General features: G+C 64.1%; 24 protein-coding genes. 12 read left to right on the forward strand and 12 right to left on the reverse strand.

Annotated features, from left to right (window positions below):
* Positions 1 to 3: 3 nt before the first annotated feature.
* Both ABID58_RS17555 and ABID58_RS17560 read right to left on the reverse strand, forming a co-directional pair.
* Positions 4 to 873 carry a hypothetical protein gene (locus tag ABID58_RS17555; protein ID WP_354033539.1) on the reverse strand — a complete coding sequence of 290 codons (870 nt, stop codon included), beginning with the start codon at positions 871 to 873 and terminating at the stop codon, positions 4 to 6.
* A gap of 141 nt (positions 874 to 1,014) precedes the next feature.
* Entirely contained in the window at positions 1,015 to 2,094 is a 1,080-nt protein-coding gene (locus ABID58_RS17560) for a methyl-accepting chemotaxis protein (RefSeq protein WP_354033540.1), read from the reverse strand.
* A gap of 269 nt (positions 2,095 to 2,363) precedes the next feature.
* On the opposite strand from ABID58_RS17560, the gene recJ reads away from it, so the two are divergent.
* From recJ to ABID58_RS17575, 3 genes are all read left to right on the forward strand, one after another.
* Positions 2,364 to 4,205, forward strand: a complete 1,842-nt coding sequence (gene recJ / locus ABID58_RS17565; protein ID WP_354033541.1) for a single-stranded-DNA-specific exonuclease RecJ — start codon at positions 2,364 to 2,366, stop codon at positions 4,203 to 4,205.
* 30 nt (positions 4,206 to 4,235) lie between these two features.
* Positions 4,236 to 5,045 (forward strand): SDR family NAD(P)-dependent oxidoreductase, encoded by an 810-nt coding sequence (locus ABID58_RS17570; protein WP_354033542.1) that lies wholly within the window; start codon positions 4,236 to 4,238, stop codon positions 5,043 to 5,045.
* A gap of 96 nt (positions 5,046 to 5,141) precedes the next feature.
* Positions 5,142 to 5,933 carry an aldolase gene (locus tag ABID58_RS17575; protein WP_354033543.1) on the forward strand — a complete coding sequence of 264 codons (792 nt, stop codon included), beginning with the start codon at positions 5,142 to 5,144 and terminating at the stop codon, positions 5,931 to 5,933.
* A 6-nt stretch (positions 5,934 to 5,939) separates the two neighbouring features.
* Here the strand turns inward: ABID58_RS17575 and ABID58_RS17580 are convergent, their stop codons facing one another.
* The gene (locus ABID58_RS17580; RefSeq protein WP_354033544.1) at positions 5,940 to 7,172 is read right to left on the reverse strand and encodes a lytic murein transglycosylase; all 1,233 of its coding nucleotides are present in this window, start codon (positions 7,170 to 7,172) and stop codon (positions 5,940 to 5,942) included.
* A gap of 197 nt (positions 7,173 to 7,369) precedes the next feature.
* Here ABID58_RS17580 and ABID58_RS17585 point away from each other — a divergent pair, with 197 nt between their 5' ends.
* Complete coding sequence (locus tag ABID58_RS17585; RefSeq protein ID WP_148753875.1) at positions 7,370 to 7,621, forward strand: hypothetical protein; 252 nt, start codon at positions 7,370 to 7,372, stop codon at positions 7,619 to 7,621.
* A 114-nt stretch (positions 7,622 to 7,735) separates the two neighbouring features.
* On the opposite strand, the gene ABID58_RS17590 is transcribed toward ABID58_RS17585, so the two are convergent.
* Positions 7,736 to 8,269, reverse strand: a complete 534-nt coding sequence (locus tag ABID58_RS17590; protein WP_354033545.1) for a MarR family winged helix-turn-helix transcriptional regulator — start codon at positions 8,267 to 8,269, stop codon at positions 7,736 to 7,738.
* Between the two features lie 54 nt (positions 8,270 to 8,323).
* On the opposite strand from ABID58_RS17590, the gene ABID58_RS17595 reads away from it, so the two are divergent.
* On the forward strand, positions 8,324 to 8,803 hold the full coding sequence (locus ABID58_RS17595) for a carboxymuconolactone decarboxylase family protein (protein ID WP_354033546.1): 480 nt from the start codon (positions 8,324 to 8,326) through the stop codon (positions 8,801 to 8,803).
* Positions 8,804 to 8,824: 21 nt separating this feature from the next.
* Complete coding sequence (locus ABID58_RS17600; RefSeq protein WP_354033547.1) at positions 8,825 to 9,328, forward strand: cupin domain-containing protein; 504 nt, start codon at positions 8,825 to 8,827, stop codon at positions 9,326 to 9,328.
* A gap of 52 nt (positions 9,329 to 9,380) precedes the next feature.
* On the opposite strand, the gene ABID58_RS17605 is transcribed toward ABID58_RS17600, so the two are convergent.
* The 3 genes from ABID58_RS17605 to efp form a co-directional block, all read right to left on the reverse strand.
* Positions 9,381 to 10,289, reverse strand: a complete 909-nt coding sequence (locus ABID58_RS17605) for an amino acid ABC transporter substrate-binding protein (protein ID WP_148753879.1) — start codon at positions 10,287 to 10,289, stop codon at positions 9,381 to 9,383.
* Positions 10,290 to 10,447: 158 nt separating this feature from the next.
* The gene (locus tag ABID58_RS17610; protein ID WP_354033548.1) at positions 10,448 to 12,070 is read right to left on the reverse strand and encodes a M23 family peptidase; all 1,623 of its coding nucleotides are present in this window, start codon (positions 12,068 to 12,070) and stop codon (positions 10,448 to 10,450) included.
* A 24-nt stretch (positions 12,071 to 12,094) separates the two neighbouring features.
* On the reverse strand, positions 12,095 to 12,661 hold the full coding sequence (gene efp / locus ABID58_RS17615; RefSeq protein ID WP_148753881.1) for an elongation factor P: 567 nt from the start codon (positions 12,659 to 12,661) through the stop codon (positions 12,095 to 12,097).
* 162 nt (positions 12,662 to 12,823) lie between these two features.
* On the opposite strand from efp, the gene epmA reads away from it, so the two are divergent.
* The 3 genes from epmA to ABID58_RS17630 are packed head-to-tail and all read left to right on the forward strand — an operon-like array spanning position 12,824 to position 15,271.
* Complete coding sequence (gene epmA, locus ABID58_RS17620; protein WP_354033549.1) at positions 12,824 to 13,888, forward strand: EF-P lysine aminoacylase EpmA; 1,065 nt, start codon at positions 12,824 to 12,826, stop codon at positions 13,886 to 13,888.
* The gene (locus tag ABID58_RS17625) at positions 13,885 to 14,979 is read left to right on the forward strand and encodes a lysine-2,3-aminomutase-like protein (RefSeq protein WP_354033550.1); all 1,095 of its coding nucleotides are present in this window, start codon (positions 13,885 to 13,887) and stop codon (positions 14,977 to 14,979) included. Before epmA ends, ABID58_RS17625 begins: the two co-directional genes overlap by 4 nt.
* Positions 14,980 to 15,019: 40 nt before the next feature.
* On the forward strand, positions 15,020 to 15,271 hold the full coding sequence (locus tag ABID58_RS17630) for a hypothetical protein (RefSeq protein ID WP_148753884.1): 252 nt from the start codon (positions 15,020 to 15,022) through the stop codon (positions 15,269 to 15,271).
* Between the two features lie 63 nt (positions 15,272 to 15,334).
* Here ABID58_RS17630 and ABID58_RS17635 read toward each other — a convergent pair whose 3' ends face one another.
* The 5 genes from ABID58_RS17635 to ABID58_RS17655 all read right to left on the reverse strand — a co-directional run bounded on the left by ABID58_RS17635 (position 15,335) and on the right by ABID58_RS17655 (position 19,947).
* The gene (locus ABID58_RS17635; protein ID WP_354033551.1) at positions 15,335 to 16,420 is read right to left on the reverse strand and encodes a 3-deoxy-7-phosphoheptulonate synthase; all 1,086 of its coding nucleotides are present in this window, start codon (positions 16,418 to 16,420) and stop codon (positions 15,335 to 15,337) included.
* Between the two features lie 234 nt (positions 16,421 to 16,654).
* Positions 16,655 to 17,233, reverse strand: a complete 579-nt coding sequence (locus ABID58_RS17640) for an HdeD family acid-resistance protein (protein ID WP_148753886.1) — start codon at positions 17,231 to 17,233, stop codon at positions 16,655 to 16,657.
* A gap of 74 nt (positions 17,234 to 17,307) precedes the next feature.
* A complete protein-coding gene (locus ABID58_RS17645) occupies positions 17,308 to 18,348 on the reverse strand; it encodes a PrsW family glutamic-type intramembrane protease (protein ID WP_354033553.1) in 1,041 nt (346 codons plus the stop codon).
* A 581-nt stretch (positions 18,349 to 18,929) separates the two neighbouring features.
* Entirely contained in the window at positions 18,930 to 19,190 is a 261-nt protein-coding gene (locus ABID58_RS17650) for a hypothetical protein (RefSeq protein ID WP_148753888.1), read from the reverse strand.
* 130 nt (positions 19,191 to 19,320) lie between these two features.
* Positions 19,321 to 19,947: a PilZ domain-containing protein gene (locus ABID58_RS17655; protein WP_354033555.1), complete on the reverse strand. Its 627-nt coding sequence runs from the start codon at positions 19,945 to 19,947 to the stop codon at positions 19,321 to 19,323.
* Positions 19,948 to 20,277: 330 nt separating this feature from the next.
* Here ABID58_RS17655 and ABID58_RS17660 point away from each other — a divergent pair, with 330 nt between their 5' ends.
* The 3 genes from ABID58_RS17660 (at position 20,278) to ABID58_RS17670 (ending at position 23,898) form a co-directional block, all read left to right on the forward strand.
* A complete protein-coding gene (locus ABID58_RS17660) occupies positions 20,278 to 20,652 on the forward strand; it encodes a hypothetical protein (protein ID WP_354033556.1) in 375 nt (124 codons plus the stop codon).
* A 517-nt stretch (positions 20,653 to 21,169) separates the two neighbouring features.
* Positions 21,170 to 22,183: an acyltransferase family protein gene (locus ABID58_RS17665; RefSeq protein ID WP_354033558.1), complete on the forward strand. Its 1,014-nt coding sequence runs from the start codon at positions 21,170 to 21,172 to the stop codon at positions 22,181 to 22,183.
* A gap of 269 nt (positions 22,184 to 22,452) precedes the next feature.
* Positions 22,453 to 23,898: a glycosyltransferase gene (locus ABID58_RS17670; protein WP_354033560.1), complete on the forward strand. Its 1,446-nt coding sequence runs from the start codon at positions 22,453 to 22,455 to the stop codon at positions 23,896 to 23,898.
* Positions 23,899 to 24,018 lie beyond the last annotated feature (120 nt).

The following is a 24,018-nucleotide window of genomic DNA, read 5'->3' on the forward strand; positions in this document are numbered from 1 at the left end:
TCGCTAGATGTCGTCCGGGCGGGCGTACGGCCATTGCTCGGAGACAGCAGCGCTGTTCTCCCAAAACTTGTAGAGGACGCCCTCCCACATCGCGAACACAGCGCTGAATCTATCTTTGGCGGCTGCGGTGCCGGTTCGGAGAATTGGAATTCCTTCCTTTAGGTATGCGCCGTAGCATCCCAGATTGACGTACACGACCAGAGCTGTGCCCGGCGGATAATCTTTGCCGAGCTTCTTACTTATGACACGGTCGAGGGCCGCTGGGATCGCCTCAAATCTCTTCCGCCACTCCTCAACGGGATCAGGCCGCCAGCCTTCGTCGTCAGGCTCGTCGCCTCGCCGGCGGTCCTCCATATCCGCTTCAGTGGCTTCGAATTGGAGGACTCGTCCGGCGCTTCGAATCTCGAAGTCAGGTCGTTCGTCCGGTACTAATCGAACTTGTTCTGACGAGAGCGCCGATGACACTCTGGAGGCGATCCAGGCATCGCGTAAGAACGTCAGTCCTGATTGACGAAAGAAGACGCGCCGCGGGATCTGGCTTGGCGCGGCAATTTCATCAATGCGTACGCGGAAGATCTCCGCGGACGACCATTGTGAAAGCTCGCTCCTCCAGCCATCCAGAGTTGCCTTCGGGATGGAATCAATGGACTTCGGCACAAGGCCCTCCGTCGGGGCTGTGTTGGAGGGCCGAGCTTGAGGATGAAGGCATCGCAGGAGCGCCAGACCAGCTGCCTTGCCGCGCAAGCGGCTCGGAGCCTCGCAGGCTTTGCCATCATCGCAGAATGCCGGTGTTTTGCCCGACGTGTCAAACGACATCACGAGAAAATTCAAGTCGTGCGACGGCGAAGCGGATAGCCTTGAACGAGCCTTCACAGGACGCTCCCGGCGAGATCAAAACTGAATCCAGGGCTTGTTTTCGACCCGCCAGATCGAAAGCAAAAACGTCATGAAAACAACCCCGCGGCTACTGTGCATGGGGTTGTTTTCAAGGTTTGGGGTTGGGCGGCTCCGGCCTCACCCTCCGCAGACGATCACGCCGTACCAGCCGAGCCCGCGATAGGTCTCGTAGCCCGGCGTTGCGTGGAAGGCGATCATCGAACCGGAACGGTCCTGGTAGAAGCCGGAGCGCTGGCCGTTGAGCGACAGCGAGATGCGCTCGCTCAAAATGCCCTGGCCATCGGAGGCGGCGATCACGCGAAAATGCGAGTCGACCAGCAGCACGCGGGCCTTGTCGTTGTCGCCGACGCGCACGCCCTGCACGATGGCGCGCGCCTGCGGCTCCCAGTCGAAATGGATGGCGAGCACGCCGACTGGCGCTCCGGTGACCTGGCCGCCGGCGCGGACGCTGGCGCAGTAGGTCGCGACCTGGGCATTGCCGAGCAGCGGTTGGCTTTCGATGTCGCCGGCGACATAGTCGTCGCCGGAGCGCAAGGTTTTCGCCTCGCGAAACCATTTGGTGTGGGCGACGTTCTGGCCGACGACGCGAAAGCGGTCGGCGCGGCCGTTGGCGATGACGTTGCCGTCGAGGTCGCAGAGCCAGAGGTCGAGATAGACGGTATAGGCGCCGAGGATGACGCTGAGGCGCTGCGAGGCGTAGGTGACCGCGGCCGGCGCAGGCGAGGCCGCGCAATCGATCATGGCGGAATCGGTCGCCCACCAGCGCACGTCGCAGGTGCGCTCATAGAGGTTGCGGTCGATCAGCTCGACCGCGTTGAGCGACAGGTCCATCATGCGCTCGCCGCGCGAGCGCTGGCTCATGCGGTCGATCGAGGCGACGAGATCGCCGGTGCGTTTCGTCAGCTGTGTCTCGAGCTCGCGCGCAATGGTCTCGACCTGCTGGCCGACGCCGCGCACCTCCTGCGCCACCACGGCGAAGCCCGCGCCTTGCGCGCCGGCCCGCGAGCTTTCGATCAGCGCGTTCAGCGCCAGCATCTTCATCTGGTTGGTGATCTGCTGGATCGACTTGGTCTTGTCGACCGCGATCTGGTTGACCTCCGCGGTCAGGCGATTGATCAGCGCGGAGATGTCGGAATCATCGTCGTCGTCCGGTTCGGTGGTGGTCGGCTTGGTTTTCAGACCCAGCGCAGCGGACATCGGGGAACTTCCCTTGGCAATGAGGCCTGATCTGCAACGAACCCGGGACAACAAATTACAGATCGAATACGAGTCTTTTTCTAGGATTCAACCTAACGCCTGCTTAATTTGCTGTTCGGCGGAGTGCCTAAATGGTAGTCACGCCGGCCGGGCCATCCACCGCTTTATGCGCCGCTGCCGTTGCAATTCCCGGGGGATTGCCGGCCAATCCCTTCGCCAGCTGGACGCCGCGCAATCGCGTGGGCCAGAGTCCCGAGACCCTCTCAATCATGACGCCGCCCGCCACCGCCTTGCCCGTCGAGATGCCCCAGGCCTTCCTGGGCGTGGCGCGCTCGCTCACCGACAAGCTCTGGCGCAACCGGCTGGATGCGCGGGGCGCGGCCACGGCGCTTGCCATCGTGCAGCGTCACCAGCTGCCGGAGCTGCTGGCGCGGGTGCTGGCCGGCCGCGGTATCGACATCGACGCGGTGCCCGACTTCCTCGATCCGACCATCCGAAAATTGTTGCCCGATCCGTTCACTGTGACGGAGATGGAGGCCGCGTCGAGGCGGATCGCCGATGCGGCCGCGAAGGGCGAGACGGTCGCGATCTTCGGCGACTACGACGTCGACGGCGCGACCTCGGCGGCGCTGCTCGCCTGGCATCTGCGCCATTGCGGGCTCGATCCGCTGATCCACATTCCCGACCGCATTTTCGAGGGCTACGGTCCCAATGTCGAAGCCGTCCGCGGGCTGGCGGCCAAGGGCGCCACGCTGCTCGTCACCGTCGATTGCGGCACCACCAGCATCGAGCCGCTGGCCGAAGCCAGGCGGCTCGGCATGTCCGTCGTCGTGATCGACCATCACCAGGCCGGCACGGAGCTGCCGGAGGTCGATGCACTGGTCAATCCGAACCGGCTCGACGATCTCTCCGGGCTCGGCCATCTCGCCGCCGTCGGCCTCGTGCTGGTCACGCTCGTCGCCGTCAATCGCGAGCTGCGCCAGCGCGGCTTCTGGAACGCGGAGATGCCCGAGCCCGATCTGCTCGGCATGCTCCATCACGTCGCGCTTGGGACCGTCGCCGACGTCGCCCCATTGATCGGCCTCAACAGGGCCTTCGTCGCCAAGGGGCTGATCGCGATGCGGCGGCGCGACCATGTCGGCCACACCGCGCTGATGGACGTGGCGCGGCTCAATGGCCCGCCCGAGGCCTGGCATCTCGGCTTCATGCTGGGACCGCGCGTCAATGCCGGCGGCCGTATCGGCCGCGCCGATCTCGGCGTTCGGCTTCTGCTCGAGGGCGACGGCGTCGAGGCCGCGCGGATCGCCGCCGAGCTCGACCGTCTCAACAGCGAGCGCCGCGTCATCGAGCAGGCGGCAGAAGCGCAGGCCGAAGCCGAGGCGCTCGCTTCGATCGGGCTGGAAGACAAGCTCGGCGTCATCGTTACCGCGTCCGAAGGTTGGCATCCCGGCGTGGTCGGCCTCGTCGCCTCCCGGTTGAAGGAGAAGTTCTCGCGGCCCGCGTTTGCCATTGCGCTCGAGCCCGGCGGTATCGGCACCGGCTCAGGCCGCTCGATCGCCGGCGTCGATCTCGGCAAGGCGGTGCGGCAGGCGGTCACCGATGGCATTCTGCTCAAGGGCGGCGGCCACGCGATGGCCGCGGGCGTCACGCTGCGGAAAGAGAAGCTCGCCGAATTCCGCGCCTATCTGGAGAACGCGCTGGCGCAGGACGTCGCCGAGGCGCGGCATGTCAACGAACTCTACATCGACGGCGCGATCTCGGCGCGCGCGGTGACGACGGAGCTTGCGACCACGCTCAATCGGGCAGGTCCCTTCGGCAGCGGCAATCCGGAAGCCGTGCTGGCGCTGCCGGCGCATCAGCTCGTCTTTGCCGACGAGGTGGGACAGGCCCATTTGAGGCTCCGCTTCAAGTCGGGGGACGGCGCCATCGTCAACGGCATCGCGTTCCGCTCGGTCGGGCAAAAGCTCGGCAACGCGCTGCTCGCCAATCGTGGCCAGCAGCTGCATGTCGCGGGCTCCTTGTCGGTCGATCGCTATCAGGGCGCCGAGCGCGTGCAGTTTCGCGTCGTCGACGTCGCGCTACCGGACCAGGGACCATCCGTGATTAGATAACGGCCTCAAACAACAAAAAAGGGAGTGAACATGGCGGGGCAGGTTGAGGCCAAGGTCGCCTTGGTGACGGGCGGCGCGTCGGGCATTGGCGAGGCCATCGTCGAGCTGTTCGCGCGCGAGGGCGCCACCGTGATCGCCAGCGACATCGACGAGCTGCGCGGCCCCGAGCTCGCCAGGCGCATCATCCAGGCAGGCGGCAAGGCGATCTTTCTGGAGCAGGACGTCACCAGCGAGGAGCGCTGGATCGAGATCGTCGCCGAGATCGCGAAGCGCTACGGGCGGCTCGACATCCTGGTCTCCAATGCCGGTATCGGCATTGCCGTGCCCTCGATCGTCGACATGACGCTCGCTGACTGGCGCAAGCAGAATGCGATCAATCTCGATGGCGTGTTTTTCTCGGTGAAGCATTGCCTGCCCTTGATGCGCAAGACTGGCGGCGGCTCGATCGTCATGATGTCCTCGCTGGCGGGCCTGCGCGGCGCACCCGGCCTTTCAGCCTATTCGCTGACCAAAGGCGGCGTGCGGTTGTTCGCCAAGTCGATCGCAATGGAGTGCGCGGCGGCCGGCGATGGCATCCGTGTCAACTCCGTGCATCCAGGCATCATCGACACGCCGATCTGGGGCAAGATCCCGACCGGCGCGACTGGCGCAGGTCAGAACGCGCCGATCGATCCGGAGGAGCGCGCCAAGGTCGCAACCCCGCTCGGCCGCGCCGGCCAGGCTGCGGAGATTGCCTCCGGCGTGCTGTATCTGGCGTCAGATGCCTCGCGTTACGTCACCGGCAGCGAGCTCGTGATCGACGGCGGCATGAATGCCGGCGGCGTCCCGCGGCGGGCGTGAGACGCGCAGGGCAGGGTGGCGGCCAGCGGGGCTGACGCGCAGGCGTGGGCCCTGTAAAACGCTGCCGTCTCCTGCCTGAAAGAGGTTTCCTTCGCCATGGCACACAGCCTTCATGCCTCCGCACCCGCAGCCGTTCGCTCGAACCGGCCGGACCTCGCGACCGATGCAATCCGCACCGCGCGCGAGGATCTCGCCGCCTGCTTCCGGATGGCCGCACGGAATGGCTTTGAGGAGGGCATCTGCAACCATTTTTCGGCCGTCGTGCCGGGCCATGACGATCTGTTCCTCGTCAATCCCTATGGCTACGCCTTCCGCGAGATCACCGCGTCAAAGTTGCTGATCTGCGACTTCCACGGCCACGTGCTCGATGGCGAAGGCGAGCCCGAGGCGACCGCGTTCTACATCCACGCCGAGATGCACAAGCGCCTGCCGCGCGCGAAAGTCGCCTTCCACACCCACATGCCCTACGCCACGGCGTTGTCGATGACCGAGGGCGATCCGCTGATCTGGGCCGGACAAACCGCGCTGAAATTCTACGGCCGCACCGCGGTCGACCGCGACTATAACGGCCTCGCGCTCGACAACCGCGAAGGCGCACGCATTGCTTCCGCCGTGGGCGATGCCGACATCATCTTCATGAAGCATCACGGCGTGATGGTGCTGGCGCCGACGATTGCGGAAGCCTGGGACGATCTCTACTACCTGGAACGCGCCGCCGAGGTGCAGGTGCTGGCGATGTCCACGGGGCGAAAGGTGCAACCGGTCGATCCCGCGATTGCGGCTGCAACCTACAAGCAGATGCGTGAAGGCGATTCCGAATCCGCGCGACGGCATCTCGCCGCGATCCGGCGCCAGCTCGACGCCGAGGAGCCCCAGTATCGGCACTGAGGCCGTCTACGATCCCTGCCGCAGCTTCGCCAGCACCTTAAGCCCGCCATAACCATCGGCGGGCGTGATCCCGGCGCGCTGCTGAAAATCCTTAATTGCCTTCATGGTGTCATTGCCGACGCGGCCGTCGGTGCCGCCGGTATCAAAGCCGGCCTTGGTCAGCCGCGTCTGCATTTCCTGCACCTCGGCGAGCGTGAGCACACGCTCGGAGCCGGGGAAAGGCTGAATGAACGGCGGCGCGCCCAGGCAGCGGTCGCCGAGATGGCAGATCGCGAGCGCATAATTCATCGAGGGATTGTAGCTCTTCACCGAATAGAAATTCGGGCCCAGCAGGAACGTCGGCCCGCCCGCAACCGGCGTCCACATCTGTGCGGATGCGTTCGGCTGCGGAAATGCCTGGCCGTCGGCGCGAGTGACACCGGCTGCCTGCCACGCCGAATAAGTGCGGCTGCCGCTCATCTCGCTGGACGCGCGGACCTCGTAACCCCAATGCTCGCCGCGATGCCACTTGCCGCGATTGACGAGATACTTTGCCGTCGAGCCCAGCGCGTCATCGGGCTTGCCGAACGGCGAAACCTTGCCGTCGCCGTCGTAGTCGATGCCGACATTGAGCCAGACCTCCGGCATCCATTGCGAATGGCCCATGGCGCCGGCCCAGGATCCCTGCATCTCCTCCGGTGTGCTCCAACCCTTGTCGACGATGCGCAGCGCATTGATCAGCTCGGCCTCCCAATAGGCCTTGCGGCGCGGCTCGTTCCAGGCGAGCGCGGCGAGCGAGGGAAAAACGGGCGTCATGTGGTTCTGCTGCACCAGCGGATCGCCGTAGGCGGACTCCACGCCCCACAGCGCCAGCAGCGTGCCGCGCTCGACACCGAAATCGCGTTCGACGCGCGCAAGCAGCGCCTCGTTTTTCTTCAGCGCGATCTTGCCGTTGATGATGCGCCAGTCGGAGACGCGACGGTTGATGTATTGCCAGACCTGCTCGTGGAATTCCGGCTGGTTGCGCATCTGCTTGAACACGCTCATGTCCGGCTCGACCCGCGCCATCGCGCGCTGCCAGGTCGCCGCCGAAATGCCCTTCGCCATTGCGCGTGCGCGAAAACCCTCGCGCCATTCGTCGAAGCCGGGAGGCGACGCGAAGACGTTCGTCGGGACTGCGAGCAGAGCGGCTGCGCCCAGCGTTGATTGGAGCACGGCGCGGCGGGTGATGCGATTGGCCGAGGAATCAGCGTGTTTCATGCGGCTATTGTAGCTGGAAACGCGGCGCCCTGTGAGCTGGTTCCTGGAACAGGAGGAACAGGCTTTCGACGCCATGTTCCCCGGAACAAAGTGTCGCAGCCCCGCATTCCTTCCGCTCACATTGGAAGAGGATGAGATGAGGCAGGGCTCCGGCCGGTCGCCGGGGCTCGCCTTCTTCAACGAGACTTCGGGGTGGGATGAAGATACGCGCGCATGCGGAAAGCCATGTCGTCGAGCTCGACGACGGATCGTGCTGGCAGATTTTTCCCGGCGATCTCGCGGCGACGCTGAGCTGGAAGCCTGAAACGGATTTGGATCTGGAGCCGAGCGGCGACCGGATGAGTTCGCATGTGTTGGTCAACGCTGCGGACCGAAGCCGGGTGCGGGTCATTGCGGCGGGCGAGGTGTGGCCGGATGGCGAGGTTAAGAATGCGTTGAAGCGCGGATAGGACAGCCTCTTAAACCCCAAACTTTAAGCCTGTCCGTTTATGGTCGGTTCGCTTCCAGGGCGACTTCGGCTTCGGCGATATTGGAGATGGTGACGGCGGCGACGGAGGAGGCGACTAGGCCTCCTCCTGCAGATCGGCTGCGACTCCCGCAAGCCAGCGGCGGACAGTGACTTCAGCCTTGCCGTCGAGCCCTGTCACCAGGCGCTTCTCCAATTCGAGCACGCGGTCCCGGCACGCCTTGAGCAGCGCCGCGCCGCGCGGCGTCAGCGTCCATTGCTGGATGCGGCCGTGGACTGGATGCGGCGTCATCAGGATCGCGCCGTCGCGCTCGAGGTTGCGGATGATCACCCCGACGGTCTGTGGCGTCAGGAAGGTGAGGCGGGCGACATCGGCGCCTGATAGTCCCGGATAGGCGTTCAGCATGGTCAGCACGGCGAACTGCGGCGAGGTGACGCCGAGATCAGCCAGCGTGCGTTCCATCTTCAGCCGGACCGCGGCGTGGGCCTGACGCAAGAGATAGCCGAGATAACCTTGCTCGCCGCGCTTGCCTTCGCCGGGGGCGGGCACGTGCGCCCGGCTATGCTTGGCCGGCTCGGGCGTCGTCCGCCCCGGTTGCGACCTTGTGACGTTGACAGTCTTGCGCGACATGTAATGGCTCTTATAATATATCAGCATTCTTACAATAGCACGAGGTGAACGGCAATGTCACACGCCCGCAGCGAGTACGAGGATTTCAAGAAGATTGCGCCGGACGCTTATGATCTGGTGCTTGCGCTGGGCCAGGTTGCGGCCAAGGCCGGCCTCGACAAGCAGCTTCTCGAGCTGGTCAAGCTGCGTGCCTCGCAGATCAACGGCTGCGCCTTCTGTGTGCAGCATCATATCCTTCTCTCGGAGCGGCTCGGTGTGCCCGCGGACAAGCTCCATCTGGTCGCGGTCTGGCGCGAGGCACCGATCTACTCGGCGCGCGAGCGCGCCGCGCTGGCCTGGGCCGAGGCATTGACCCTGCTTGCCGACGGCTTCGGCGATGAGGTCTACGCCGAGGTGCAGCGTGAATTCTCGGAGACCGAGCTGATGTACCTGACCTCAGCAATCGCCTCGATCAACGTCTGGAATCGGTTTGGTGCGGCCTATCGCTGGACGCCGGCCAAGCGGCCGATCGCGGCGAATGCCGCGGCGTCCTGATTGCAACGAGGGGAGGTTATCATGACTGCAATGAATTTGGTCACCGTGCCGCGCCCTGTGCCATTGCGCTCGACGACGGTGGCCGTTGTCGGTGGACTCGTCTGCGCGCTTGCGATCGGCAAGGTGCTGCCGGTGACGATGGACACCGTATCAGGCGCACTCGCGCCGCTCTGCGCCTCGGCCGCGGAAAGCTCGCCGCTCGACAAGGTCGAGCCGATCGGCTCCTACGCATTGCCCAACGTACCGGGCAAGCGCGTCACCATCGTGCGCGTGTTCTACGGTCCAGGTGGGTTTTCGCGACCGCACCGGCACGCCGGCTCGGTGACCGCTTACATCACCAAAGGCGAGATCCGCTCCCAGCTCGGCGGCGGCCCGGTCGAGACGTTCGGTGCCGGCCAGTCCTTCTTCGAGCCGCCGGGCGCGACGCATCTGGTCTCTGCCAACGCCAGCACCACGGAGCCGGCCGAACTGATCGCCGTGTTCGTGGCGGATGAGGGCGCGCAACTGACGACGTATCTGGAGTGACTTGTAGCCCGGATTGACCAAAGCGCAATCCGGGCGACGCCTCAAGCTGTCCTCATCCTCCGTAGGATGCAGGATCGGGATTGTCCGACGGGTTCTCGAACGATTTTTTCAGCGAGGCCGGCAGCGGGACGTGGAAGTTGAGGCCGCGCGGCGGTACCGGCTCCATGAACCATCGGTTGTAGATCGTCTCGATTTCGGGGCTCTTGTAGAGCTTGGCGGTTGCCCGATCGACGACAGTCTTGAACGGCACATCGTCCTTGCGCAGCATGATGCCGTAGGGCTCCGGATCGGAAAATGCGCCGGTGCTGATGGCGTAGAGCGACGGATCCTTTGACGAGGCGATCATCGCCGCAAGCTGGATGTCGTCCATGACGAAGGCCACGGCGCGGTCGGTCTCGACCATCAGGAATGCTTCGGGGACGTCCTTTGCGTTCATCACGGTGATGCCGAGCGAGCGTGCAGCGTTGGCTTTGTTGAGCTGGGTGATATTGGTCGTGCCGGAGACCGAGACGACGGCCTTGCCCTTGAGGTCATCGACCTGATCGAGCTTCAGCGCTTTCTTCGAGACGAAGCGGCTCGCCGTAAGGAAATGCGTGTTGGTGAACCACACCTGCTTCTGGCGATCGGCATTGTTGGTGGTCGAGCCGCATTCGAGATCGACAGTTCCGTTCGCCATCAGCGGAATGCGGGTGGACGAAGTAACGATATTCTCATTGACTTCGAGCTTGTCGAGCTTGAGCTCACCCTTGATTTCGTCGATGATCTTCATGCAGATGTCGACCGCGTAGCCGACGATCTTTTGCTTGTCGTCGATGTAGCTGAATGGCACGGCGCTGTCTCGTATCCCGAGGGTGATCGCGCCGGTGTCCTTGATCTTCTTCAGCGTGCCGCTCAATTCCTCCGCATGAACCGGCACGGCGAAGGCGACTGCGAGAATGGCCGCCGTGGTGAGACAACGCATGAACTTCCCCTTCATCCTGTTTGGCTGCGGGGAGCCAAGCAATTCTGGGGCCAGAGAAGGTCGGGTCAGGCGGAGCGGGCCCGAAATCGGGTCTGGCCGAGCGTGGCGCGCTGTCATTGATGGGTCATCGAAATGCGGTCGGCTGCGCGAGCCGCGCGTCAGTTCTCTTCGCCGCTCGATCCCTCGCGCTGATCGGGCTTGATCGCATCCTCGGGCTGCGCGTGTGCGACGGGCTGCGGGGTGCTTGCGATCTCCGGGCCGACTTCGCGGCCTCGGGCGCGGATCATGCGCTCATAAGCCGAGACCAGCGTGACGTAGGGGCTGACCCAGATCCAGCCGTCGCGCGTGAATACCTGGACGTCGAAATGCAGGTGCATCGACGTACCCGCGGGGTGGTCAAGGTAGTTGGAGATCACGCCGATCTTCTCGCCTTCGGTGACGATGCGGCCATTGAGCACTCCGTCGGCGTTCAACGCCTGCGGATTCATATGCATGTAGCGGAAGCGGATGTGCTCGGTGCGGCTGTTGACCTCGAGCGTCGCAGCCTGGTCCTTGGAGCCACGGATCACAATGGCGTCGCGCGCGGCGACGACGCTGCGCTGCCTGGGATCGCAGGGTTCGCGGCCGTCGCCCGGCGACGGGCATTCGGCGGCGCGGATGTCCTCGCCCTGGTGGCCATAGCCGCCGCCGCACTGCCAGACCTCGAAGCTGCGTGACTCGCAGAAATTGTCACGCCAGGGATAGGCGGTCGGGCCATCGTCCTTGTCGCGCTTGGCGTAGGATTGCGAATGCACGAAGGCCGGCGCCTTCTCGAGCGGAAAGCGGATCTGCGAATAGGCCATCGGATCGGGATGGCCGCCCTGCTTACGATAGCCGGAGTTCGGGATGATGTCGCCGCTCGGCCGGTAGCTGAAATCCGTCGAACGTGCGGCTGGGCGGTCGATCAGATCAGAGGCAATGTCCATCAGTGGCCGCATGCGCTGGCCGCCGGCGATATGCAGCGCCTTCAGGAAGCGCTCGGCAACGGGGTAGGCCTCCTTGCAGGCGAGCCGCCGCGGCTTCGCGACGCTGTCCAGGCACTGGATCGACACCACATAGGCGGCACCGAAGCGACTGAAGGCGTAGCGGACATAGCCTTCGCGGATGAATTTGCGCAGGTCCGGGTAGATTGTCGCCAGCGGCTTCACCGGCTCGCCCTTGCCGCCGGCGGGATCGGCGATGTCGTAGACAAGTGCCGAACCGGTGATCTGCACCTCGACCGGCTTTGCGAAGGTGCGCGAAGGCATGCCGTCGCCGGCGCCTGGCTCGAGCGAGAATGTCGCGCTGTAGCCGGCGGGACCGGCGTCGAACACGTCGACCGGATTGAAATCGGCCTGGTAGCGCGGCAGAGCCAGCGGGGATCGTGCACCGCTGCGTTGCGCCTCGAGATAGGCAGCGGCATCGAACGGCAGCAGCACGGGAACGGGGCTGCGGGCAATGCCGGTGAAGAATTGCGAGGAGACCGCGTTGAGCTGCACCAGCGCCGGCATTGCGCGCGGATCGAAGCGCGGCACCGAACGGCGCGGCACGAAGATGAAATCGCCGGCGACCTGGGGGTGGCTATTGATCTCGGTACGGAGCTGGTCGAGCGCTGTGCGCCAATCGACGCGCAACGCTGTGAGTGAGGGGCTGCGGAATTCGTCCGCAGCGAGCGGCGTCGCAAAGGGGAGCGAAAGCGACGCCAGCAGAAGCGAGACGAAGCGGAAACCGTTCCTACCCACTGTCTCGCCCCCCGGCGGCACCTGTTCCGATCCTCGATCTCTTGCCTAGTCCTTGGCGCGCTCGGAGTAGGAGCCGTCTTCGGTCATCACCACGATACGGGTGCCGACGGCGATGTGCGGCGGCACGGTCGTACGCAGGCCGTTGGAGAGCACCGCCGGCTTGTAGGAGGATGAGGCGGTCTGGCCCTTGGTCACGGGCTCGGTCTCGACCACTTCCAGCGTCACGCGCTGCGGCAACGCGATCGACACCACGTTGACGTCGTGCGTCGACAGCTTGACCGTCATACTCTCCTGGAGATAGGCGGCCGCGTCGCCGATCACGTCCTTGGACACCTGCACCTGATCATAGGTTTCCGGGTTCATGAAGTGGTAGCCGTCACCATCTTCATAGAGGTAGGTGAAGTTGCGCTCTTCGATCGTGGCCTTTTCAACCTGATCGGTGGTCTTGTAGCGCTCGGAGATCTTTACCCCGTCCGAGATTCGGCGCATTTCGATCTGGCTGACCGGAGTGCCCTTGCCGGGATGGATGTTCTCGGCGGTCACGACGACATAGAGCTTGCCGTCTTGCTCGATCACGTTGCCCTTGCGAATAGAACTGGCGATGACTCTCAAAGCTATATTTCCTGCTTGCTTGGCCCGGCTCAGGCCAGGACGTGGTCAAATGGATGGGGAACTTGGGGCCTCAAATCAGACCTCGGCGCCCGTTTCGGGCCGCAACATACGCATTTTGTCGTTGAATGCCAGCATTTTGCTGGCCTGCGGGACGATCGCCTAATGACGGGGGACAAGCCGATTTCGCCGTTCTGGACACCCCGCCGGCACCTCGACCGGCGGCCGTTCCTCCAGGCCAGGGGGGCCATCACCGGGTCTCTCAGGGGCTTTTTCGCCGAGCAGGGCTTCGTCGAGGTCGAAACCGCCGTCCTCCAGGTCTCCCCGGGCAATGAGACCCATCTGCACGCCCCCCGGACCGAGCTCATCCGGCCCGATGGCAGCCGGGCTGGCCGCTACTTACGGACCTCGCCCGAATTCGCCTGCAAGAAGCTGCTGGCGGCCGGCGAGGAGCGGATTTTCGAGTTCGCCCGGGTGTTCCGCGACCGCGAGCGCGGCGACCTGCATCTGCCCGAATTCACCATGCTGGAATGGTACCGGGCGGGCACCCCCTATGACGCCATCATGGCCGATACCGTGGTGGTCATCGCCCGCGCTGCGCAGGCGACCGGAATCGGGACCTTTGCCTTCCGGGACCGGACCGCCGATCCCTTCGCCGAGCCGGAGTTGCTGACGGTCGCGGGTGCCTTTGAGCGTTTCGCCAGCATCGACCTGCTGTCGACAATCTCGGGCAACGAGGCTAACCGTGCCGCGCTCGCCCAGGCGGCCGCCGGCAAGGTCCGCATCGCCGAAGACGACACCTGGTCGGATATCTTCAGCAAGGTTCTGGTCGAGCATGTCGAGCCGCATCTGGGGCAGGGACGTTTGACCATTCTGTTCGAGTACCCATCTCCAGAGGCGGCGCTGGCGCGGGTAAAGGCCGACGATCCCAGGGTCGCGGAACGGTTCGAGGTTTATGCCTGCGGCGTCGAGCTCGCCAACGGCTTTGGCGAACTCACCGACGCCGAGGAACAACGCAAGCGCTTCACGGAGTCCATGGCGGAGAAGCAGCGCCGCTACGGCGAGGCCTATCCGCTAGACGAGGATTTCCTGGCTGCGGTCGCCCAAATGCCCGAGGCGAGCGGTGTCGCGCTCGGCTTCGACCGGCTGGTGATGCTGGCGAGCGGCGCAACACGGATTGATCAGGTGGTGTGGACACCGCCTGCAAATGAAACGTTAAGTGAAACATGACGAAGACCAGTCTTGCACGGACATTGCGTGAGCCAGCCGAACTCGTGGCCGCGGACCTCGCGCCTGCTACGGCGCTGCCGGCGCTCGAACGCGTTGCCGCGCGCTATGCGGTCGCGATCACGCCGGCGCTTGTCGATCTGATCGACAAATCGGATCCCGATGATCCGATCGCACGGCAGTTCGTTCCGACCGCCGCGGAGCTAGAGATGCAGCCGGGCGAAAACGCCGATCCGATTGGCGACCACCCGCATTCGCCGGTATCGGGCATCGTGCATCGCTACCCCGATCGCGTGCTGTTCAAGCTCGTTCACGTCTGCGCGGTCTATTGCCGCTTCTGCTTCCGCCGCGAGATGGTCGGGCCCGGCAAGGAGAACGCGCTCTCGGATAGCGCCTATCGCGCCGCGATCGATTACATCCGCACGCATGGCGAGATATGGGAGGTGATCCTGACCGGCGGCGACCCGCTGATGCTGTCGCCGCGCCGGCTGAGCGAGATCATGGCCGATCTCGCCGGCATCGATCACGTCAAGATCATCCGCCTTCATACCCGCGTGCCCGTGGCCGACCCCGCGCGGATCAGCGACGACATGGTCGCGGCGCTGAAGGTCGAGGGCGCGACCACTTGGGTGGCACTGCATGCCAACCATGCGCGCGAGCTGGCGGGGCCGGCCCGCGCCGCCTGCGCGCGGCTGGTCGATGCCGGGATTCCCATGGTGAGCCAGTCTGTCCTGTTGCGCGGCGTCAATGACAACGTCACGACCTTGTCGGATTTGATGCGGGCTTTCGTCGAGTGCCGGATCAAGCCCTATTACCTACATCACGGCGATCTCGCGCCAGGAACGGCGCATCTGCGCACGACGCTGGCCCTGGGGCAGGAGTTGATGCGGCAATTGCGCGGGCGGGTGTCAGGACTGTGTCAGCCTGACTACGTCATCGACATACCGGGCGGTGCCGGCAAGTCGCCGGTCGGACCGAATTATGTGTTGGCGGAGCAAAATACCGCAGCCGATCCACGTGATGCAGCCTCGGAAACGCGCTATCGTATCGTCGACTATTGCGGCGACGTTCATCTCTATCCGCCCGAAATCTGAGCGGTCAGAGAACGCCGGTTTGAGGAATGGAGGAACGGACATGAAGAAGATCATGGTGGCAGCATCGCTCGCGGTCTTGCTCGGCGGTGCGGCGATTGCGCAGACCGGCACCAAGGGATCGACATCCGGCGGCGCCGCGTCGGGAACGTTGCCACAGGCGCCGGTCGGTCACCGCCAGCCGCGTGCCGGCGACGTGCCGAACGAGAAGAATCTGACCGACCCGAACAATCCCGTGAACAAGGAAGACGCTCTGCTCGACAAGAAGATCAAGAGCATCTGCCGCGGCTGCTAAGTCGGAACTGCTGCGCGGTGGGCAGGACGCGAACAGCATCGCCCCGCCCACCCGTTGCCCCGCTTAAGCGGAGCGCTCGTGCAGTCCGGCGCGCGCGGTGTTGCGCCGGATCTCGACCGCATCGGCGAGCTGCTCGAGTACGGTTGCCGTCGTCGCCCAATCAATGCATCCGTCGGTGATGCTCTGGCCGTAAGTCAGCGGCTTGCCCGGCACCACGTCCTGGCGGCCGGCGACGAGATTGCTCTCGATCATCACGCCCATGATGCGGTTCTCGCCGCCCGAGATCTGGCCGGCGATATCGGCCGTGACCAGCGGCTGGTTTTCCGGCTTCTTGCTCGAATTGGCGTGGCTCGCATCCACCATCACCAGCGGCGCGACGCCGGATTTCGCCAGATCGTTGCAAGCCGCGGCGACGCTTGCGGCATCGTAGTTCGGCTTGCTGCCGCCGCGCAGGATGATGTGGCAGTCCTCATTGCCTGCGGTCGAGGCGATCGCCGAACGGCCGAGCTTCGTCACCGCCATGAAATGATGAGGATGCGAGGCGGACTTCACGGCGTCCGCGGCAATGCGCACATTGCCGTCGGTCCCGTTCTTGAACCCGACCGGGCAGGACAGCCCCGAGGCCAGCTCGCGATGGATCTGGCTCTCGGTCGTGCGCGCGCCGATCGCAGCCCAGGACACGAGATCGGCGATGTATTGCGGCGTCGTCATGTCGAGGAATTCGGCGCCGGCGGGCAGGCCGAGATTGTTGATGGCCGACAGCACGTTGCGCGCGAGCCGCAGGCCCTTGTTGATGTCGAAGCTGCCGTCGAGATTGGGATCGTTGATCAGGCCCTTCCAGCCGACGGTGGTGCGCGGCTTCTCGAAATAGACCCGCATCACGATCTCAAGCTGGTCAGCGAGGTCTTCGCGCAACGCAGCAAGGCGCTCGGCGTATTCGAGCGCAGCCTTGGGATCATGCACCGAGCAGGGGCCAACCACGACCAGAAGCCGGTCGTCCTGGCCGTTAAGGATGGCATGGATCGCGTTGCGCGCCGCCATGACCACACGGGTGGCCGTGAGGGTGCGCGGGACCTCCCGCATCACGTCATCGGGCGTGCTCAGCTCTTTCAGTTCGCGGATACGAAGATCGTCGGTCGTGCTCAGCACGGCGGGCTCCTGTCATTTTGAGAACCTGCCGGCCAATAAAAAAGCCGCCAGGTCTGGCGGCTTGTTCGGACGTTTGCTTCAATATTTCAGATTGAGCGCGATCCTCCTGCCGCCAGCGAGCTGTCGTAGCTAAAGTACCAAAAATAGCTGGTGGCAACGGTGATCATGGGGGCCATATAGCGCGCCGTTGGCTCCTTGTCACCCCCCAATCGGCGTCAGGGGCTTTGAGGCGCGTCAGCTGTTGCTCTTGCGTGCCGCCAGGGCCATGCCGATCAGGGTGGCGCCGCCGAACAACAGGTTGATGCCGACCAGCACGCCGATGGCCCATTCCGCCGAACTCGGCAGTCCCGTGATCACCATGAACGCGATCGCGATGTCGAAGAGGCCCGAGATCAGCAGCCACGACCAGCGGCCGCTCAACTCGCGGCGGTGCTCCAGTGCGTACATGATGGTGGCGACACCCTCGGCGAGGAAGTAGGCACCGAGCACGATGGTCAGCGTCAGCACGGCCTGCATCGGGCGGGCCAACAGCAGCATGCCGGCGAGCACGGCGAGGGCCGCCGAGAACAGCGACCACCAGAAGCCCGGTGTGGCGCGCGCCCAATAGGTCACGATCAATCCGCCGATGCCGCTGACCAGGAACATCCAGCCGAGAAAGATCGTGATGGCAAGGCTGGCGAGCGGCGGCAGGATCAACGCGGCGATGCCGAGAACGGCAAGCAAAATGCCTTCAAACAGAAACGCCTTCCAATGCGCCTTGACCGCCTGGCTCATCGCGGATTGCAGCCGTGAAAAATCCTCGGGCGAAGTCATGATGGCCTCTCACGTCACGGGAAGCGGATGCGGCTCAATCTAGTATGCGCGCAGCCCGCTTGCCATCCCGCGGATCAGCCGCTGCCGTGCGCTGACGAAAAACCCTCGCCACTGGTGCGGATGCGGTTGCGGCCAAGAACGTAGATCGCGGTCGTGACGACCAGAAGCGCAAGGCCGAGCAGGATCGAGGTGAGGCCGATCGGGATCAGCGCCAACGTCAGATTGCGCTCGGGATTGATCAGCCAGTGATGGATCGAGGTCAGCACGAAGGCGAGGCCGAGGAAGCCGACACCGCCGCCGGCGAGCAGCAGCGCCCACATCCGGCGCAGCTGGCTGAGTCGCTCGCGCGCAACGTCGGTTCGCGGCGCGTGATGGCGCGCGACGCGCCGCACCAGGCGCATGGCGAAGGCGATCGAGCTGAAGCCGATCAGCAGGCTCGCGGCGCCCAGCCACATCCGCAAGCCGGGATCGAGATCAGGCATTCTCTGCAAGGTCAGGAGCGGGAAGTCGAAGGCCGAATGCAGCGCCAGCGGACCGGCGAAGATCAGCAGGCGGCTGGACAGGCGGGCCCAGTCGCGGTGGTGGCGGTTTGCGCCCAGCGCCGTGCCGGCGCGCGCGATCGTGAGATAGGCGCCTGCGATGATGCCGAGCGCGCCGTGGAACGGCACGGTGAGAACGCTGCGCAAGGCCGCCAGCGACCGCCACATCTCGGCGTGCTGCACCAGATAGGCGAGGTTTTCGTAAGCCGCGAAGCCGAGGCCGACAGCGGCGCCATAGACCACGGTGTCCATGGGATTGGCGAAGGTTCTTCGCTTGGTCGAGGAGACCAGCACGATGGCGATCACCTTCACCGCCTCCTCGGGCAGCGCGACGCCGAAAACCGAATGCATGGCGAGCGCCGTCCAGGGATTGTCGGGCGCCGCGACCATCTTGGCGAAGGGGGCCCGGGCGAGACCCAGCAAGGAGATACTGGCCGCGCCGAGCAGGAACGCAGTCCAGACCTGGGCCGGCGGCCCGGGGCGCTCTTCGGCGGCAATGACAAGCCACAGCATCAGCAGCGCCGGGGCGATGGCGGCCGTTCCGATCACGGTGGGTAACGCTTCAATCAGATACATCGACGCCGAAAATAGGTTCCCTTAGTCCGCTTATCTACGGTTCCCGATGCGACCATCTGTCATGCGCCAGCTGTCCCTTTGCTTAACAAGCGCGACAGCTGGCGTTCATCAGGACCGCAACGTGTAGAATACGAGCGTAATCAATCGCATGACAGAACCACCTCGTCGTCAACCGTAACGGCTGCGCGCCTGTCAGCGGATCGCGATTGATAAGTCAGATCAAGGCAGTGTGCAGGTTTCTTCAATCCACGATGCACGTGGGCGGGCAGCGAGTCCAGAGGCGGGACAAGCCACCGCGCGGCCAGCTGGACCGCTTAGTCACGCTTCGTTGCACGTCAGCGGAGTGGTGATGCCACCAGGCGGGCTCGCACCTGCTCGAGCTCCCAGATGGCGCGTATGAGGCATGTGCCAAGGCAGGAGACGATGAGCAGCAGCACGAAGGCCTGGTCGGCGGGAGGGATATGAATCATGGCGTTGATTAAGCCACGCGCATGCCATGCGTTCCCGAGCAGGCCTGCGCACTGCGCAACGGCGCGTCACACCAGCGCCCGCAAGGCGAGCAGGGCCCGTGCTTTCTGCTCTCAATGGGTGGTGAACGGCGGTGGAGCGTCGGGCGCGATGTCGAAGGCCCCAAGGTGGAATTCATCGCCGACGGCGGCCTCGTCTGGCTGGGAATGGTGGGCGAGCAGCGTGAAGGCGGCTTGCGGATACTGCTTCCAGATATCGAGATCGTCGGCCGTAATGGTGAGCCAGCCGAACGTGTATATGTAGCGCCCGGGCTCGGTGACCCGGCCAACCCTGTCCCAGGTGATCTTATCAACCGTGATCTTGTCGACTGCCATCCGGTCCCCCGATCGCAAGTCCGCAACTCAAAAGTCTGCAAATGAAGCCCGGCACGTGGCACGGACCCCAAAAGCTGATCCCGCAATGGGGCCGCGATGGGGCAGCAATACGGATTGGTTTGGACCGGCTTCAGGCTGGCTGCGGCACGGCATGGCGCACGACCAGGCGGACGAGGTCGTCCCGCTGCTGTTTCTCGGCGAACTTCACCGCAAAGCCATTGTCGAACTTGCGGACGACGCGTCCGACGCAGGCGCCGACGGCAAGCGGGGTCCCGATCGGCGGGTCGTATTCGCAGGAGATCGCAGCGCCGGCCGTGGAGACGTCGATGATGAAGCAGGAATGGGTGCTGCCGTCGGCAACCGTCAGGAATGTGTGCGAGGCTTGCGGAACGAAGCGCGCGTCACGGCGCAGGTCCAGGACGCTGTCGTCCTTCTGCTTCTTTTCGAGCCAGGTCAGCTTTTCCGACATCCAGGCGCGGCGGGCTCGGGTCATGTCAAGCTCCATCAGGAAGCCCGATTTCAGCGTCGCGCTGATGGTGCACTGGAATTCGCCGAAATCCTGGAAGTAGGAGGTTACGCGCTCGCCGACCTTGCCGACGACCGGCACGTCGACGATCATGCGGAAGGGCGAGACGCGCTTGGTGCGGCAGGCGAAGTTTCGCAGCTTGCCCTCGCAATCGTACCAGCGATGCAGCGAATAGCTGCCGCTCACGGTTACTTCGACTGCACGCTGCCTGAGGAACTCTGCGACGGACATGGGCGCTAGATCGTGTTTCTGGTTGTTTCCGTAATTCCACGGTAGCGATCAAATTCTAAGCAAATGATACCGGCACTCAGGAGCAAGGGTAAATTTCTGGTAAATGGCCGGGGCGGTAGTGTGCCGGGGTAAGCGGCAAAACGTCCCGGCTATCGGGCGCGCTCATTCACAACCACGTCATTGCGACCCAGCGGTGCAGTCGAGGCTCTCGCCGCTTCTCGACCGGCTTACTGAGACCTGACGCGGGCTTCTTGGCCCGAGCTGAGCGGCGGCATTCAGGCAGGCCCGTGCAGCGCCAGCAAAACCAGCGCGCCAATGGCCAGGGCGAGCTTGATCACCTTCCAGGTCAGGCTGTCCCACCTGATCTCCAATCCGAGCCATGGCAATGCGCGCCGCATCGCGCGTGTCGCGAGCGCTTCGACGATGACGATCGCAAGGGCAATGCCGGCGATGACTGACCACGACGCCTCGGCCGGAGGCATCCATGCCGCGAGCCAGCCGGGGACTAGGTCCCGCAACGACACGAGCAGACCATCCGAACAGGGAGACGAAGCCTTTGACGATCTCGGGCCCGATCGCTCCCGGCTCGAACCGGATCCCGATCGTTGCGAGCGCGCGTTCGATGCGCTCGCCATCGGTCAGGAAGATGAATGCCCCGAGGTAAAATGGCACGCGCGATTGGAAAAAGAACGCGATGATCGCTGACAGGATTGCGCAGCCATAGGCGGCGCGGAGAATGTGCCAGCCGCTCATGCCCGACGGCTCAGTTGCCTTGGCGGCTTGGGGCCGCGGCACCGATCTGGCGCGCGCCATGTGCTCCAGCATTTTGGCGCGTCGGTCCGGCAAATAGGGCGCGGTGCGGTGTATCCTGGCCGGGGGCGTGGTCACAGCCGGTGGGGCGCCGGAGTGGCCGTCCGGGGTGGATTTGTGCTGCTCCATGGGCCGAACCCGATCCTTCAAGCCGTGACACCGTCGCGGTGGGCGAGGTTGGTTTCCTTCGGACATTGGTCGGAGGTGAGGGGCCGGGAGGTTCATGCCGGGATGACCGATTCTGCCGGCGCATCGCCGGCCTGGCCGGCTTCCCGAGCGATCAGGGCCCGGCGCCCCGACGATCTCATCTCCATAGATTGCCATGACGTGCCGTGTTGTGGCTAAGTGCGAACGCGGATGCTGCAAGATCAAGAAGCCGTCCAAAATCCAGACCTCGGATGTCAGGACGATCGTGGTTCAAGAACTCGAATTCCTGCCTAGACTTGAGTCGTTGCGCGGCCTGGCTGCGGTCTCTGTCGTCGGCTACCATGCGTTCGGACGATTCACCGACACCTATGTCACAGGCATGGCGCCGGTGGTGCTCTTCTTCGTGCTGAGCGGCTTCGTGCTGTCGCGCTCGCTGGCTCGGAACGACGACATCGCGGTATTTCTGCGTCACAGGATTCTCCGGCTGTTTCCGGCGGCGGTTGCGGTCGTACTGCTGCTGGCCGGGCTTCACGAGGCCTTCGGATTCTATCTGGGCTTCGGGTCCGATTTTTCGCCCTTCAACGTGATGTTGAACGCCCTGATGATCCGGCACGACATCAATGGGCCGATGTGGTCGATGACGGTGGAGTGCTTCGCAACACCGGTTATCGTTCTGACCTTCCTGGGCGGCCGGCGGTTTGGCCCGCGCGTCCTGATCGCGGCGATCTCGGTGTTGTTCGGGCTGTCGTTCATCGGACCATATGCGCACCTGCTCGGCGGCTATACGAACCTCGCGCCTTTGTACGCTTTTGTGCTTGGCGTAGCGCTGCACTTCTCGGGACGCCGCCTCGTGGAAGCTATCGGCGGTCGGCAGATGGTGGTGGCTGTCGTGGCCGGTGTCCTGCTCCTCTATTGCGGCCTGCAAAAGCAAACCGCGCCGATCATCTTGCTCGAAGCCTGTTCATCCGGGCTGCTGGTTGCGCTGATCGCGTTTGGGGAGCTGCAGCGCGGCATTCGTTTGCTGGATGAGCCGGTGATCGGCTTCTACGGCCGGATATCCTACAGCTTCTATCTCTTCCACATGATCGGCCTGAGCGTTGCGGTCCGCATCAGCGCCATCGACGGCTGGCCCATGCTGTCGATCCTGTTGAGCATTGTCATCGGCGTGCTGTTGACCACGCCGATGGCGTGGACATCCCGGCGGTTCATCGAAGAGCCGTTCATCGCGATAAGCCGAAAATGGCGCGACCGGCGACGTGAGGTCTTCACGACGACCTGAAGACGTCCGCAGCGCGGTCGTTAGCCTTCGCCGCGCCGGTACGACACGTTCGGTCAGCATCGGATCGTCGCTGGACTGGGACAGAATTTCTGGCGCGCCGGATGATGTTCCTGTTGAAGTCCCGCTGCAGTTGCGCTTGAGTAGCAACAGGTTCGGGGGGACTGCTTTATGTGTCGTTTTATGTCTGCGGCGCCTCGCGCCGTGGTGCCTGATGTCGCGATAAATTCTCGTTCGAGCAGGCCCGACGGGGCCTATGTCTTGTCACGGACATGACCGTCATGTCTGGCGGCCTGTCTCCGCGAAAAGCAGGCATCCTCGATCACGCCGACCGCGTCGCCACGGACCGCGTGGCATGGCGTGAGAAGAACAGCTTTTTTCACGACGAGGACGAACGCTATCTCCGGTTCCTAATCCCGGCGGGAAGTCGCGTCCTCGACATCGGATGCGGCGTCGGCGACACGCTCGCGAGCCTCGCGCCATCACATGGCGTCGGAATAGATTTTTGCGGCACGCAAATCGGGATCGCGCGACAGCGCCACCCCTATCTCACGTTCGTCGAAGGCGATGCCGAAGACCCCGCGACGCTGGAAGCGCTGCAAGGCCCGTTCGACTATATTCTCGTCCTCGATACGATCGGTTCGCTGGAAGATTGTCAGAAGTTCATCGCCCAGCTGCATCCGCTCTGCACGCGTGATACGCGGCTGGTGATCGGTTACTTCTCGCATCTCTGGTACCCCGTGCTGAAATTCGCCGAGCTCATCGGCCTGCGGATGCCGCAGCCGGATCAGAACGTGCTGTCGCCGTCCGACTTGCGCAGCCTGGCGAGGCTTGCGGATTTCGATCCGGTCAAGTCCGAGCAACGCGTGCTCTCGCCGGTCCGGATATTCGGGCTCGGGCGCCTCCTCAATCGTTTCGTCAGCGTGCTGCCGGGAATCCGCCAGGTGGCGCTGCGGCACTATATGGTCGCGCGCTCGAGCCGCAGGGCGAGGGAGGAGTTTGGCTCGGCCACCGTCGTGGTGCCGGCGCGTAACGAGCGCGGCAACATCGAGCCGGCTGTCCTGCGGATGCCCGACTTCTGCGGCGACATCGAGATTATCTTCATCGAGGGCCATAGCCAGGACGGCACCTTCGAGGAGATGGAGCGGGTCAAGCAGGCGCATCCTTCCAGGGACATCAAGGTGATGCGCCAGCTGGGCAAGGGCAAGGCCGACGCCGTCTTCACCGCGTTCGACGCGGCGCGCGGCGACGTGCTGATCATTCTTGACGCCGACCTGACCATGCCGCCGGAGCAGATTCCGAAATTCGTCGAGGCGCTGCTGTCGGGCAAGGGCGAGTTCGTCAATGGCTCGCGCCTGGTCTATCCCATGGACGAGGGCGCGATGCGCTTCCTCAACCTGATCGCCAACAAGATCTTCTCCTATCTGTTCTCCTGGCTGCTCAATCAGCGCTATACGGATACGCTCTGCGGCACCAAGGTTCTGCGGCGCAGCGACTATCAGCGCCTGAAAGCCGGAAAGGCCTATTTCGGCGATTTCGATCCGTTCGGCGATTTCGACCTGATCTTCGGCGCATCGAAGCTCAATCTGAAATCGGTGGATCTTCCGATCCGCTACGCCGCGCGCACCTATGGCGAGACCCAGATCTCCAGGTTTCGCCACGGCTGGATGCTGCTGAAGATGGTGGCTTTCGCCTTTCTCAAGATCAAGGCGATCTAGACGACCGATTCCATGAAACCTGCGTGGTGGAGCGGGTTGAATTGGTGGAACGGACGGGTTGTTGGCGGATTCCTCGTTTGCGGTCGGCGAAACGAGGAGCTGTATCATGGCAGGATGGCG

This window comes from Bradyrhizobium sp. S3.2.6, assembly GCF_040546885.1.
GTDB lineage: Bacteria > Pseudomonadota > Alphaproteobacteria > Rhizobiales > Xanthobacteraceae > Bradyrhizobium > Bradyrhizobium cytisi.

What these genes read in the sequence shown, in the direction of transcription:
- ABID58_RS17560 (WP_354033540.1), bottom strand. Translation starts at nt 2,094, where the DNA reads ATGTCCGCTGCGCTGGGTCTGAAAACCAAGCCGACCACCACCGAACCG.
- ABID58_RS17585 (WP_148753875.1), top strand. Translation starts at nt 7,370, where the DNA reads ATGAAGATACGCGCGCATGCGGAAAGCCATGTCGTCGAGCTCGACGAC.
- ABID58_RS17650 (WP_148753888.1), bottom strand. Translation starts at nt 19,190, where the DNA reads ATGGCAGTCGACAAGATCACGGTTGATAAGATCACCTGGGACAGGGTT.
- ABID58_RS17670 (WP_354033560.1), top strand. Translation starts at nt 22,453, where the DNA reads ATGACCGTCATGTCTGGCGGCCTGTCTCCGCGAAAAGCAGGCATCCTC.
- ABID58_RS17595 (WP_354033546.1), top strand. Translation starts at nt 8,324, where the DNA reads ATGTCACACGCCCGCAGCGAGTACGAGGATTTCAAGAAGATTGCGCCG.
- epmA (WP_354033549.1), top strand. Translation starts at nt 12,824, where the DNA reads ATGACGGGGGACAAGCCGATTTCGCCGTTCTGGACACCCCGCCGGCAC.
- ABID58_RS17625 (WP_354033550.1), top strand. Translation starts at nt 13,885, where the DNA reads ATGACGAAGACCAGTCTTGCACGGACATTGCGTGAGCCAGCCGAACTC.
- ABID58_RS17655 (WP_354033555.1), bottom strand. Translation starts at nt 19,947, where the DNA reads ATGTCCGTCGCAGAGTTCCTCAGGCAGCGTGCAGTCGAAGTAACCGTG.
- ABID58_RS17590 (WP_354033545.1), bottom strand. Translation starts at nt 8,269, where the DNA reads ATGTCGCGCAAGACTGTCAACGTCACAAGGTCGCAACCGGGGCGGACG.
- ABID58_RS17645 (WP_354033553.1), bottom strand. Translation starts at nt 18,348, where the DNA reads ATGTATCTGATTGAAGCGTTACCCACCGTGATCGGAACGGCCGCCATC.
- ABID58_RS17575 (WP_354033543.1), top strand. Translation starts at nt 5,142, where the DNA reads ATGGCACACAGCCTTCATGCCTCCGCACCCGCAGCCGTTCGCTCGAAC.
- ABID58_RS17570 (WP_354033542.1), top strand. Translation starts at nt 4,236, where the DNA reads ATGGCGGGGCAGGTTGAGGCCAAGGTCGCCTTGGTGACGGGCGGCGCG.
- ABID58_RS17605 (WP_148753879.1), bottom strand. Translation starts at nt 10,289, where the DNA reads ATGCGTTGTCTCACCACGGCGGCCATTCTCGCAGTCGCCTTCGCCGTG.
- ABID58_RS17580 (WP_354033544.1), bottom strand. Translation starts at nt 7,172, where the DNA reads ATGAAACACGCTGATTCCTCGGCCAATCGCATCACCCGCCGCGCCGTG.
- ABID58_RS17630 (WP_148753884.1), top strand. Translation starts at nt 15,020, where the DNA reads ATGAAGAAGATCATGGTGGCAGCATCGCTCGCGGTCTTGCTCGGCGGT.
- ABID58_RS17640 (WP_148753886.1), bottom strand. Translation starts at nt 17,233, where the DNA reads ATGACTTCGCCCGAGGATTTTTCACGGCTGCAATCCGCGATGAGCCAG.
- ABID58_RS17600 (WP_354033547.1), top strand. Translation starts at nt 8,825, where the DNA reads ATGACTGCAATGAATTTGGTCACCGTGCCGCGCCCTGTGCCATTGCGC.
- recJ (WP_354033541.1), top strand. Translation starts at nt 2,364, where the DNA reads ATGACGCCGCCCGCCACCGCCTTGCCCGTCGAGATGCCCCAGGCCTTC.